Source organism: Methylobacterium sp. 174MFSha1.1 (assembly GCF_900116815.1).
Taxonomy (GTDB): Bacteria; Pseudomonadota; Alphaproteobacteria; order Rhizobiales; family Beijerinckiaceae; genus Methylobacterium.
Genome location: NZ_FPCB01000011.1, coordinates 180,316 through 192,397, shown reverse-complemented (window position 1 = coordinate 192,397; position 12,082 = coordinate 180,316). Strand labels below are relative to the sequence as shown.

Here is a 12,082-nt window from a genome sequence, read left to right as displayed (position 1 = left end):
GCACGCGTGCTCAGCCAGACTTTGAGAATGCACCACCCCGATTGGACCTTGTGGCTGTGTATATCGGATCTTGAGCCACCTGATTATCAATTGGACATGATCGATCACGGTTTTGATCATGTGCTCTGGCTGAAAGATCTGAAGATCGACAAGCTGGAAAGCTGGATATTTCGGCACAACATCGTTGAAATTTGCACTGCGGTCAAAGGGTTTTTCCTTGAAAAAATCATGGAAGCCGGTGCTGACACCGTATTTTACATAGATCCAGATATTGCAATTTTCAACAGCCTTGAGCCGCTGGTCCAAAAATTGCAAATATCGAATATTATTTTGACGCCTCATTTGATCAATCCTGAGGAAAAATCGAAATATATGTGGGAAAACGAGCGCAGTGCTCTGCTGCACGGCGTGTACAACTTAGGTTTTTTGGGCGTTTGTAACAACGCAGAAGGCCGGCGGTTTGCGGCGTGGTGGCGGGAACGGCTTCAGTTTTTCTGCTTCGAACTAGCGTCGGAAGGTATCTATACGGATCAGCGCTGGTGTGATCTGGTACCCGCTTTTTTCGAAGGGGTCGGAATCGTGAGAGATCCAGGCTACAATGTAGCAAGCTGGAATATCAGTTCCCGGCCTGTTACCTTCGACTCGGAGGGCACGCTGCACGCGGGCGACGCACTTTTGAGGTTTTATCACTTTACAAAAATTAGCGATGTCGGCGAAGCAATGATCGAGCGTTACTCCGGATCGAGTACGGCTATTTATGAAATTGTCAGGTGGTACCAGGCCAGCTTGAAAAAATTCGAAGATCCTCGTTTAACCAAATACTGGGGCTATGGCTCTTATTCGGACGGCACCCCTATTAAATACGAGCATCGCGAGATTTATCGCAAGCGTCCCGACTTGCAGGAAGATTATACCAACCCGTTTCGCGCAAACACTTTTTTGAAGTGGATAAATAACAATCATTGAAGGAATGTACCCGTTAGCGTACAGCTAAATCAGTCAGTTAAGATGAGCGATCCTGCACGGCGCCATGATTGGCGCCTGCCCCTTCTTCCGGCCGCTCGCCGCGAGAAAGGCGCCGAACGCCACTCGGCGACGACATACAGGGAGGCCACCATGGGCATGGCTCCTCTGACTACCCCTTCTTTCAAACTAACCAATCTAAACTGACTCAAATGTTGAGGAGGCTCACTTGACCGATCAGGACTGGCGTAGTGTCATCAGCGATGATGGTCAGGCCGCAGTGATTACCCTCCCGCAGGGCCCAACTGAAGAGGCGACAATCATCTTCAACAGCGTCGATGACCTCGATCGCCTCATCCAAATGGTGAGTGTGTTGCGGGCTCAGATGGCGCCCGCCGTGCCTGCGACGCCGCGTGACACGGATATCACGATGAGCACAGCCTCTCCCGTCTGGGCGGCTCTCGCCAAGCGGACTGACGGCAAGCGGCCTCTGCTGATACGGCATCCCGGCCTTGGTTGGATCGGCTTCCTGTTCGAGGATGATAGCGCCGCGGCACTCGCGGCATCGCTGACAAACCCAGCCGTCGTCTGACGGCGCGAGGGAACGGTGGGGCTTTCGTTGATCGGGACCGCTGGCGGGCGAACATCGGAGGGACGCTGCCGCCGAGCCCGTGGACCCGGCTTCGGCGCAGGGCCTGTCATCTCGGACTGGCCAGGGTCAACCTCCGGCACCTGCTGAATGCCGCTGCCCCCAACATCCGCCGGATCATCGATTGGCTCGCGGGTGATACGATCGCCGGAAAATTCCTCCCTGATACGATTTCCGCACGATCAGTTCGGACATCGTATTACCAGCCCGCGCGGTGGAGCCTCCGGCTCCACACACGTGAGCGAAGCCGATTCCTGCATTGCGAAGCAACCCACGGGAAATCGAGACGGCCGGGGCGAGCGCCTCCGTCACCGGCCGCGCTGGTTGCAGCCGATTCGAGCGAGATGGTCAACGGGCGGTAAGGTATGGCGGCCGAAGCCCGGCTGCTCCCGTCCGCGCGGTAAGAGTTCGTTCACGTCGAACCTCTCGCTTAGGCGGTATGACCTAGCTCCAGGCATCCGCCCTCATGCGCTTCCTTCTCGTCCCGGCCCTCCTCGCTGCCGCGTGCGGCTCCTCCCTTGCCGCCGCACCCTCGCCGTTCCGCGCGGCCCTCGCGGCGGCCGGCGGCTGCGGCGCGCACCGCACCCTCGCGGAGGAGCGGCTCGGCCGGCTCAGCGCCGCCACGGCGGAGGCCGTGCCGCAGGGCGAGGCCGACTTGTTCGGCAAGCCGGCCGGGCAGTGGACCGAGGACGAGATCCGCGACGCCCTGTCCGCTTTCGCGGCCTGCGAGACCCGCTCCGGGCCGCCCGGCACCGGGTGGAGCGACCGCCTCGCCCGCGACCTTCGCGGCCTCGACACGGCCCTTCGCCGGGCCATCGTCGTCGGGCGCGCCCGCGCCCCCGTCGAGGCGGATGAGGAGCGGGCGCCGCACGTGTCCAACCGCGGTGGCGTGTTGACCGGTCCCGCCCGGCTGCGACAAGGCCCAGCCTTCACCCCGGCCCTGCGGAGCGCCGCAGCCGCACCGGAAGGCTTGCGATCCGTCGCGGCATCCAGCGACGCTCCACACCCGGAAGCGCCACACGCCGTCGCCGTGCCGAACGCCTCCCCCGACGCGTGGGAGGACGCGCCGCCCGTGCCGACCTGGCGTGCGCAGCCGCCGACCGCCGATGCCGGCCCGGCTGCGCCCCGATCCAGGCTGGCACCGGTCGCCGCGCACCGGCCGCCGATCGAGCGGACGCAGTGCGCGGTCAGCCCGAGCGCCTTCGAGCTGCTCCAGGCCGAGATGCGTCTCTCCGAGATCGAGGACCTGTTCGGCTGCCGCGGCACCTTCGACGGCACCGCGACGATCCCCGGGCTCGGGACCTTCGAGACGTATCTCTGGTCGAACCGCGGCAGCGGCGCCACCGTCACGCTGATCTTCCAGAACAAGCGCCTGCGCTCGAAGGCGCAGCGCGGCCTCGTCGCGGAAGGCGGGCGCGGCGGCTGAGCGTTGGGGCGGGAGCCCGCGGCAGCGCCGGCGGCCGGGCTCCTCGTCCGACCGCTGCGCGTCGTTCCATGGAACAGCGCCGGCGTGCCGCGCGCGGCCCGCCCCCGCTCGGGCCTGATCAGGCTTGCATTGGCAGGCCGACGCTTCGTCCGCTCAGGCGTATTGTCGTGTCGCAGATCTTCGTCGCAAAACCGGCACCCACTTTTGCGAAAACGGCTCAGAGCCGCCCCGCGGCCAGGTAGCGGCGCCGCCGCGTGGCGCTCTCCCCGGCGAAGGTCCGGTCCGGCGCGATCACCGCCCGGATCGGCGGGCGGGTGCAGACCTCCGCTTCGGTACCGCCCGCACACAGCATGCCGAGCCGGGCCGCCCCGAAGGCGGCGCCGAGCTCGCCGCCCCGCGGGCAGGCGAGGTTGAGGTCGAGGGTGTCGGCGATGAGCTGGTTCCAGAACGGCGTGCGCGAGCCGCCGCCGACGACCACGCAGTGGCGCGGCGCCGCCCCGGCCTCGCGCAGCACGTCGAGGCAATCCGCCATCGCGAAGGCGACGCCTTCGAGCACCGCGTAGACCATCGCGTCGAGGTCGTGCTCGGCCCTGAGGCCGGTGAACGAGGCGGTCAAGCCGGGGTCGTTGTGCGGCGTGCGCTCGCCGGTGAGATAGGGCACGAAGACCGGCGCGTGGGCGCGCCGGTCCGCATCGGCCGCGAAGGCCTCGGCCCGGGCGATCAGGGCGCCGACCTGGCCGGTCTCTCCGACGATCCCGGCGAGCCAGGACAGGGACGCGGCGGCCGAGAGCGCCACCGCCATGCCGTGCCAGCGCTCCGGCAGGGCGTGGCAGAAGGCGTGCAGGGTGCGCTCGGGCAGCGAGACCATCCGGTCTGTGGTCGCGAACAGCACCCCCGACGTGCCGAGCGACAGGAAGCCGTCGCCGGCCCGCACCGCCCCGATCCCCACCGCCGAGCAGGCATTGTCGCCGCCCCCGCCGGCGATCGGGATCCGGTCAGCGCCCAGGCCCCAGGCTGCCGCGAGGTCGGCCGAGAGGTGGGCCGAGATCTCGGAGCCCTCGACGAGGTCGGGCATCTGCGCCCGGGTGAGGCCGCAGGCGGCGAGCAGCGTGTCGTCGAAGCGCCGCGCCGCCACGTCGAGCCAGAGCGTGCCGGCGGAGTCCGACATCTCCGACACGAAGGCCCCGGAGAGCCGCCAGCGGACGTAGTCCTTCGGCAGCAGCACCTTGGCGACCTGTGCGAAGATCTCGGGCTCGTGCCGGGCGACCCAGAGCAGCTTCGGGGCCGTGAAGCCCGGCATCGGCACGTTGGCCGAGCGCACCGTGAAGTCCGGCACCCGGGCGAGGAGCTCGGCGCATTCCGCCCCGCAGCGGCCGTCGTTCCACAGGATCGCCGGGCGCAGCACCGCGCCGGAGGCCGAGAGCAGGGTGGCGCTGTGCTGCTGGCCCGACAGGCCGACGGCGCGCACCGCACCGAGCTCGCCCCCCGGCGCCCGGGCGCGCGCTGCGGCCACCGCCGCGAGGGTCGCCTGCCACCACGCTTCCGGGTCCTGCTCCGACCAGAGCGGGCGCGGCCGGTCGATCGCCACCGGGGCGCCGCCCTCGGCGAGGCAGGTCTGGTTCTCGTCGAGGAGCACCGCCTTCACCGAGGAGGTGCCGATGTCGATGCCGAGGAAGCGGGCGGGTCGGGTCATGGCTCGATGTCACGGCGTCGGGGGAGGGGAGCGGGGACTCTCCCCGCTGTCATACGAAATCCGACTGATTGCTTCAGGCGATCCTGTCGGATCGCAGGCGCAATGCGGATTTCGGCTTCGCTCAGGCGCCGCGCGGGCTTGTGATACCAGATCCGGAAGTGATCTTCCGGATTTGGTATCAGAGCGCGAGCCCGGCGCCGTCGAACAGGTAGATCTGCTCGGGCGCGATCCGCAGCGGCACCTCGTCGCCGATGGCGACGGCGGGGCGTCCGGGCGCGACGATCGACAGGGCGTCGCCCTCCGCCGGACGGGCGTAGATCTGGGTCGAGCCGCCGAGATTCTCGGTCAGCTCCGCCCGCAGGCGCAGCGAGGGGGCGGCGGCGTCGAGGGCGAGGTGCTCGGGCCGCAGCCCGACCGTGACGCGGTCGCCGACCTTCGCCCCCGCCTCCGGCCCGCGGCGGGAGGCGGCGGTGAGATGACCGCCGACGAAGCTCGGATGCGCCAGGGTCAGGCGCCCGCCCGCCGCCTCGGTCACGGTGGCGGGCAGGAAGTTCATCCGCGGCGAGCCGATGAAACCGGCGACGAAGGTGTTGACCGGAGCATCGTAGAGCTCGGACGGCGTGCCGACCTGCTCGATGCGGCCGGCCCGCAGCACCACGATCCGGTCGGCCAGCGTCATCGCCTCGATCTGGTCGTGGGTGACGTAGACCATCGTCACGCCGAGCTTCTGATGCAGCCGGGCGATCTCGATGCGCATCTGGGTGCGCAGCTCGGCGTCGAGGTTCGAGAGCGGCTCGTCGAACAGGAACAGCTTGGGGTGGCGCACAATCGCCCGGCCGATCGCGACGCGCTGGCGCTGGCCGCCGGAGAGCTGGCGCGGCTTGCGCTGGAGCAGCGGCCCGATCTGCAGGATCGTGGCCGCCTCCTCGACCCGGCGGCGGATCTCGTCGGCCGGCATCTTCGCCATCTGCAGGCCGAAGGCCATGTTCTCGAAGACGCTCATGTGGGGATAGAGCGCGTAGGACTGGAACACCATCGCGACCTGGCGGGCGGCGGGCTCGACGTGGGTGACCTCGCGCCCGTCGATCGCCAGCGTGCCGGCGGTGATCTCTTCCAGGCCCGCGATCATCCGCAGCAGGGTCGACTTTCCGCAGCCGGAGGGGCCGACGAAGACGATGAACTCGCCCTTCTCGGCGCGGAAGCCGACGCCGTCGACCACGGTGTGGTCGCCGTAGCGTTTGACGATGCCGTCGAGGCTGAGAAAGGCCATGGGGTCTCTATCCGTGGTCGTCGGCGAGGTCGGCTTCGGCGCAGAGCGCGTCGCGCTCGACCGCGTTGCGGACCTCGAACAGGGTCAGGTAGGTGCGGTAGGCGCGCTCGTGCGCCCGCGCCCAGGCCGGGTCGGGGGTGAGCGCCGCCTGCTCGGGCGCCATCGCGTCGAGGGCGGCGAACAGGTCGGGGACGAGCCCCGCGGCGGTCGCCGCGACCATGGCGGTGCCGAGAAGCACCGGCTCGGCCGCCGCGCCGACCACCAGTGTGCAGCCCAAAGCGTCGCGGTAGAGGCGCATCAGGAGCGGGTTGTGCCGGTGCCCGCCGGCGAGCGCCACCGTGTCGATAGCGTAGCCGTGGCGGTTCAGGTGCTCGCGGATGTGCCGGGTCTGGAGTGCGAGCGCCCGGGCGGTGGCGTAATAGGCCTCCAGGAACGAGCGCTCGCTCGTTTCCTCGCCGATGCCGGTGAGAAGCGCCCGCACCCGCCCGTCGCCGAGCGGCGCCCGGTTGCCGAGCCAGTCCGGCACGACGTGGCGCCGGGCCGCGAAGGCCGGTCCCTCGGCGTCGAGGCGGGCCAGCACCGCCGCTGCGGCCGCCGCGTGGCGCTCCGGCGTCGGCGGCCCGGGGCTCGCCGGGTGATGGGCCAGCACCGCGTCGAGGGCGGCGCCCGACAGGCTCTGCCCGGCCTCGTGCATCCACAGGCCGGGGAAGACCGCGTCCTTGAACGGTCCCCAGACGCCCGGCACGTGGCGCGGGTCGGGGGCGAAGGGCATGAACGAGGTCGAGGTGCCGGCGATCATCGGCAGCACCCGGTTGAGGCGGGTGCGGCAGTCGCGGCCGAGCACCCCGAGGGCGCCGGCCTCGGCGTCGATCAGCCCGACCGCCACCGGCAGCCCGGGCGGCAGGCCGAGGTGGCGCGCCGCCTCCTCGCAGAGCGGCCCGTGCACCGCGCCGACATGGGCGGGCGCCGCCGCGAGGGTCCCGAGGCGGGTGAGGTCGTCGAGGCCGAGCGCATCGAGGAGGTCGCGGCACCAGGGCTCGGCCTCGTTGGGCAGGTAGGGCCACTTGCAGGCCAGCCCGCAGACCGAATGACGGTCGATCTCCGTCGCCCGGAAGGCGAGTTCGTCGCACAGGTCGCGGGCGGCGGTGAGCCGGGCCCAGGCCTCGGGGCGGTGGCGCTTGAGCCAGAGCAGCTTCGGCAGGTTCGTCTCCGGCGAGACGGCGCCGCCGACATGGTCGAGGAAACGGTGGCCGGTGCGGTCGATCTCCAGCGCCTCCGCCTCGCCCCGGTGATCCATCCAGCACACGACGTCGGCTTCGCCGTCGAGCGGCGGCGCGCCCGCGGCGGTGAGCGCCAGGGACGAGGTGGCGTCGAAGGCCAGGCCGGCGACCCGCGCGGCCGCGCCGGGCTCCGCCGCCAGCGCGTCCCGCACGCTGGCGCCCACCGCCGCCCAGATCTCCCCCATGCGGTAGACCGCATGGTGCTCGGCCGGGCGCAGGAGCCGGAACGGGGCCTGGCGCGTCGCGACGCAGCGCCCGTCCGGGGTGAACAGACCGGCCCGGGCCGACAAGGTGCCGACATCGACGGCGAGGACGAGGGGAGACCTCATCGGGTGGACCGCACGGCATGCTGGCATTGGCTCATCCCGCTCACGCGCGCTCCTCCTCGTTCAGGATCGCCTCCGCCACCGCCTCGTCGGTGACCAGCCGGTTGACGTATCCCGCCCGCAGCACCGCCGCCACGATGCCCGCCTTGTGCAGGCCCCCGGCGGCGAGGATCGAGCACGGCACCTCGCGCAGATCCTCCGGCGGCAGGGCGACCGCCCGGGTATTGAGGGGATGGTCGACGGGCCGGCCGTCGCGGTCGAGATAGACGCCGAGCAGGTCGCCGACGGCCCCGGCCGCCGCCAGCGCCGCGCGGTTCTCCGACACGGTCTGGGTGCGGGCCAGCAGCGAGAGGTCGGAGAGGTCGCCGGCCGCCACCAGGGCGACGTCGGCCTGGCGGGCCCGCCGCATCGCCTCGGCGAGGCCGTAATGGGTCAGCAGCGCGAGCCGGTTCTCGCTCGACGGGCAGTAGATCGGGGCCGGGAGGTAGTAGCATTCGGCCCCGAGCGCCCGGGCGAATTCCGTCGCCACCTCGAAGGTGTTGGTGCCCGAGCCGCGGGTGAGGCCGCCCATCAGGGCCGCCACCCAGGCGCCGGGGAGCCGCCGCGGGCTGATCCGCCGGGCCGCCGCCGACAGCGTGCTGCCCCAGCCGACGCCGAGGCCGCGCCCCTCGGTCAGCAGGGGGTCGAGCAGGGCGCCCGCCGCCTCGCCGATGACGCGCTGCTGGGCGGCCGGGTCGTCGACCGCCGGCACCACGACGGCCTCGGCGAGGCCGAAGCGGTCCCGCAGCCGCGCCTCGAGGGCGACGCAATGGGCGAGCGGCATCCGCAGCTCGATCCGCACCGAGCCGTCGGTCCGGGCCTGGCCGACGATCCGGTTCACCTTCAGGCGCGTGATGCCGAGCCGGTCGGCGATCTCCTGCTGCTTGAGGCCGGCGATGAAGTAGTACCAGGCCACCCGAGCGCGGACATGCTCGCCTTCGTGGTCGGCCTCGGCCTCGGGCGCCGTCCTCACGCGGCCGCCTGGCGCAGCAGCAGAGCCGAGCGGCGCACCGCGTCGAGCACCGAGGCGTCGTCCTGCTCGAAGGGATAGAACACCTCCAGGAACACCGGCGCGTGGCCGAGGCCGGCGCGGCGCTGCAGGGCGATGGCCGCGGGCGGATCGACCCGGCCCGGCTTCGTCAGGTCCCAGTGGCGGTCGAGCTGGTAGTCGGTCTGCTGGAGGTGGACCGCGCCGATCCGGTTCCCCAGCCCCGCGAACCACGGCTCCATCGCGGCCCGGTCCCGCCCGTAGAGCGGCTCGTAGGTGCCGTGGCCCCAGTCGACGCAGTAGCGCCAGGGCAGGGCTGCGCCCGCGAGGTCGTCGGCCATGCGGACGGCCTGCTCCACCGTCCAGGGCCATTCCCGGCGCAAAGGCGTCGGCTCGACCAGCAGTTCGGCGAGACCTGCCGCGGCCGCGACCTCGGCGAGGCGGTGCATGCGGGCGATCAGGTCGCGGTAATCGGCTTGCGGGATCGCCTCCGGCTCGTGCCCGTCGGGCCGCGCCGCCACCGCCCCGAGGGGACCGCCGACGCGGGGGATGCCGGCCCGGGCGGCGAAGCGGTAGGCGCGGGCGAGCCAGTGCTCGGCGACGTCGCGCAGGCGCGGATCGGGGTGGAGCAGCTGGTTGAAGCTGTAATGGGCGAGACCCACGAAGGCGCTGTGGACGGTGATCCCGTGGCGGGCCGCCGTCTCGCGGATGTCGTCCGCCGCAGCGTCGAGCACCGCGTCGGGCCAGAGCGGATCGACGAGGTCGAAGGTGAGCTGGACGAGGTCGAGGCCGAGCGCGTCCCGCACCAGCGGCGCCCAGAGCGCCGGCGTGACCCAGCGCTTGACGCAGAACGACAGGTTGATGCCGACGGCAGGGCTCGTCGCTTCGCTAGGTGTCGTCACTTCGCCTGGATTCGTCACTTCGTCGCCCCCATGGTGAGGCCGCGGACCATGTGGCGCGAGACCGCGAGCGCGAACAACGTCACCGGCAGCACGATGACGGTGCCGGTCGCCATGATCTTGCCCCAGGGCAGCTCGTAGCCGGACATGAAGCTCGTCGCGACGACGGGCGCCGTCTGGACCTGGCGGCGGGTGAGCACCAGGGCGTAGAGCAGTTCGTTCCACGAGAAGATGAAGCTGAAGATCGCCGAGACCGCGATACCGGGCACGCCGAGCGGCAGGTAGATCCGGCGGAAGATCGTGAACTGGTCGGCCCCCTCCAGGCGCGCCGCCTGTTCGAGGTCGCGCGGGATCGACCGGAACTGGTCGGTGCAGATCCAGATCACGATCGGCAGGTTGAAGGTGAGATAGATCAGGATCAGGACGAGGTGCGTGTCGAGCAGGTTGACCTGGAGCGCCAGCAGGTAGACTGGCAGCGCGAGCACGATCGGGCTGATCATCCGGTTCGAGATGAACCAGAACCACAGGTCGCGCTTGCCGCGGAACTCGAACCGGGCGAGCGCGTAAGCCGCCGGCGTGCCGAGGCAGACCGCCAGGAAGGTCGTGGTGCAGACGACGATCAGCGAGTTGAGGATCGCGCCCGAGACCTTCTGGTCGGCGAAGATCTCGGCGTAGTTCGCGAGCGTCGGGCGGAACAGCCAGACCGGCGGCGAGGCCAGGAGCGCGGCCTGTTCCTTCAGGCTCGACGACACCATCCAGTAGAACGGGAACAGGGTGAAACCCAGGGTGACGAGGAGCCCGAGGGCGTGCAGCAGGCGGGCGGAGCGACCGGTCACGCGTCGATCTCCTTGTAGAGGAGGCGGATGTAGAGCCGGCTCAGGATGATCGTGACGACGAGGAGCAGGATCGCCTGGGCCGAGGCGGTGCCCATGTCGAAGATCCGGAAGCCGATCCGCTGGATGTAGATCGAGATCAGGTCGGTGGCTGAGCCCGGCCCCCCCCGGGTCATCACGAACACCATGTCGAACAGCTTCAGGATGTCGGCCGAGCGCAGGATCAGCACCGAGGTGAGCCCGGGCAGCAGGTAGGGCAGCTGGACGTGGCGCAGGAGCGCGAGCCGCGAGGGCGTCTCGAGGCGCGCCGCTTCCTCGATCTCCACCGGCACCATCGACAGGCCGGCGAGGAAGATCAGGGCGCAGAACGGCGTCCACTGCCAGATGTCCATGACGGCGATCGCCGCGAAGGCGCCGGCCGAGGAGCCGAGCCAGTCGACGCCGCCGAGCCCGACGAAGCCGAGGAGCTGGTTGGCGACCCCGAAGTCGCGGTTGAAGATCAGCCGCCCGATCAGCCCGACCACCGCGAAGGTGGTGGCGAGCGGCACCACCAGGGAGACCCGGGCGAGCGCCCGCAGGAAGGGAAGGCCCGGCTGGTGCAGCATCAACGCGATGGCGATGCCCAGCGCGAGCTCGACCGGCATCACGGTCAGGAAGAACTTGGCGGTGAGGAGGAGCGAGTCCCAGTAGGACCGGTCGCCGAGGACGCCGAGGTAGTTCTCGAATCCGACGAACGGGAAGCCGTCCCGCGGGCGGGCGAGGTTGTAGCGCCGGAACGAGGTCACGAGCGCGAACAGCGTCGGGTAGATCCCGATCACCAGGAGCGTCCCGACCGCCGGCAGCAGGAACCACAACGGCGTCAGCCGGCCGTAGCCGGGATTGAGCCGGCCGGAGCCGGCTAGGCGCTGCGCGGCCGGGTCGGCGGGGGGCGTCGCCTGGGTCTCTGCGAGAGGTGCGGTCATTCGAGGCGGGTTATTCGAGGCGGATTATTCGAGATTGGTGTGGTTGGCGCGCATCGCCTCGGGGCTGACGCCGATTCGCGCGCGGAGCTTCACGATCATGATCTCGAACAGCACGAACAGGGCGCCCTCGTAGAGCGACCCCATCGGCAGCATCGAGGTGCCGCCGCCATCGTCCGCCCGGTCGTCCGCCATGGTCTGGGCCGGGACGACGAGGACGTGGTCGGCGTGCCGCGCCGCCTCGCCGCCGGCCTGCGCCGTCACCACCAGCACGGCCGCGCCGGCGGCGCGGGCGATGTCGATCAGCGCCTGGATGGTCGCGAAACCGCCGGGCCCGGCCGAGACCACGAGCAAGTCGCCGGCCCCGATCGGCGGGGTCGTCATGTCGCCGACCACGCTCGCCTTCAGCCCGAGGTGGAACAGCCGCATGGCGAGGCCGCGCACTTGCAGCCCCTCGCGCCCGACGCCGTGGAGCGCGATCCGTCCCGCGCCGGCGATCGCCGCGACGGCCGCGTCCACGGCCGCGTCGTCGAGGCGGTCGAAGACCTGCTCCAGTTCGGCGAGGGCTTGGCGGTAGGGGGTGGACACGGGCGTTTCTCCTGAAGCGGGCCGGGATGTCTCTTCTCCCCGCGTGCGTATGGCTGTCCGGGGAATAAAGAGTGGCTCGGGTTTCTTCCCTCCCCCCTCTGCGGGGGAGGGTGGCCTGCGGAGCAGGCCGGGAGAGGGGCAGCGCGACGCTGTTCCAGGTGGCGTCCTT

The 12,082-nt window shown here is 70.0% G+C and carries 11 protein-coding genes; 3 read left to right on the top strand and 8 right to left on the bottom strand.

The window, feature by feature from the left end; genetic code table 11:
- The first annotated feature begins 6 nt into the window (after window positions 1-6).
- The 3 genes from BM430_RS10815 (at window position 7) to BM430_RS10805 (ending at window position 3,038) form a co-directional block, all read left to right on the top strand.
- Window positions 7-966, top strand: a complete 960-nt coding sequence (locus BM430_RS10815) for a hypothetical protein (RefSeq protein WP_210188431.1) — start codon at window positions 7-9, stop codon at window positions 964-966.
- Window positions 967-1,192: 226 nt separating this feature from the next.
- Window positions 1,193-1,555 carry a hypothetical protein gene (locus BM430_RS10810; RefSeq protein ID WP_093567258.1) on the top strand — a complete coding sequence of 121 codons (363 nt, stop codon included), beginning with the start codon at window positions 1,193-1,195 and terminating at the stop codon, window positions 1,553-1,555.
- Between the two features lie 523 nt (window positions 1,556-2,078).
- Window positions 2,079-3,038, top strand: a complete 960-nt coding sequence (locus BM430_RS10805; RefSeq protein ID WP_093567257.1) for a hypothetical protein — start codon at window positions 2,079-2,081, stop codon at window positions 3,036-3,038.
- Between the two features lie 217 nt (window positions 3,039-3,255).
- Here BM430_RS10805 and xylB read toward each other — a convergent pair whose 3' ends face one another.
- The 8 genes from xylB to BM430_RS10765 form a co-directional block, all read right to left on the bottom strand.
- The gene (xylB, locus tag BM430_RS10800; RefSeq protein WP_093567256.1) at window positions 3,256-4,731 is read right to left on the bottom strand and encodes a xylulokinase; all 1,476 of its coding nucleotides are present in this window, start codon (window positions 4,729-4,731) and stop codon (window positions 3,256-3,258) included.
- 178 nt (window positions 4,732-4,909) lie between these two features.
- Window positions 4,910-6,001 (bottom strand): ABC transporter ATP-binding protein, encoded by a 1,092-nt coding sequence (gene ugpC / locus BM430_RS10795; protein WP_093567255.1) that lies wholly within the window; start codon window positions 5,999-6,001, stop codon window positions 4,910-4,912.
- A gap of 7 nt (window positions 6,002-6,008) precedes the next feature.
- Window positions 6,009-7,610, bottom strand: a complete 1,602-nt coding sequence (locus BM430_RS10790; RefSeq protein ID WP_177303015.1) for an FGGY-family carbohydrate kinase — start codon at window positions 7,608-7,610, stop codon at window positions 6,009-6,011.
- 40 nt (window positions 7,611-7,650) lie between these two features.
- Complete coding sequence (locus BM430_RS10785) at window positions 7,651-8,619, bottom strand: sugar-binding transcriptional regulator (protein ID WP_093567253.1); 969 nt, start codon at window positions 8,617-8,619, stop codon at window positions 7,651-7,653.
- Window positions 8,616-9,536, bottom strand: a complete 921-nt coding sequence (locus BM430_RS10780) for a TIM barrel protein (protein ID WP_093567252.1) — start codon at window positions 9,534-9,536, stop codon at window positions 8,616-8,618. Before BM430_RS10780 ends, BM430_RS10785 begins: the two co-directional genes overlap by 4 nt.
- A gap of 14 nt (window positions 9,537-9,550) precedes the next feature.
- Window positions 9,551-10,369, bottom strand: coding sequence for a carbohydrate ABC transporter permease (locus tag BM430_RS10775; protein ID WP_093567251.1), 819 nt, complete (start codon window positions 10,367-10,369; stop codon window positions 9,551-9,553).
- Entirely contained in the window at window positions 10,366-11,328 is a 963-nt protein-coding gene (locus tag BM430_RS10770; protein ID WP_093567250.1) for a carbohydrate ABC transporter permease, read from the bottom strand. The genes BM430_RS10775 and BM430_RS10770 overlap by 4 nt, the downstream gene beginning before the upstream one ends.
- Window positions 11,329-11,352: 24 nt before the next feature.
- Window positions 11,353-11,913: an SIS domain-containing protein gene (locus BM430_RS10765; RefSeq protein WP_093567249.1), complete on the bottom strand. Its 561-nt coding sequence runs from the start codon at window positions 11,911-11,913 to the stop codon at window positions 11,353-11,355.
- Window positions 11,914-12,082 lie beyond the last annotated feature (169 nt).

What these genes read in the sequence shown, in the direction of transcription:
- BM430_RS10805 (WP_093567257.1), top strand. Translation starts at nt 2,079, where the DNA reads ATGCGCTTCCTTCTCGTCCCGGCCCTCCTCGCTGCCGCGTGCGGCTCC.
- xylB (WP_093567256.1), bottom strand. Translation starts at nt 4,731, where the DNA reads ATGACCCGACCCGCCCGCTTCCTCGGCATCGACATCGGCACCTCCTCG.
- ugpC (WP_093567255.1), bottom strand. Translation starts at nt 6,001, where the DNA reads ATGGCCTTTCTCAGCCTCGACGGCATCGTCAAACGCTACGGCGACCAC.
- BM430_RS10790 (WP_177303015.1), bottom strand. Translation starts at nt 7,610, where the DNA reads ATGAGGTCTCCCCTCGTCCTCGCCGTCGATGTCGGCACCTTGTCGGCC.
- BM430_RS10770 (WP_093567250.1), bottom strand. Translation starts at nt 11,328, where the DNA reads ATGACCGCACCTCTCGCAGAGACCCAGGCGACGCCCCCCGCCGACCCG.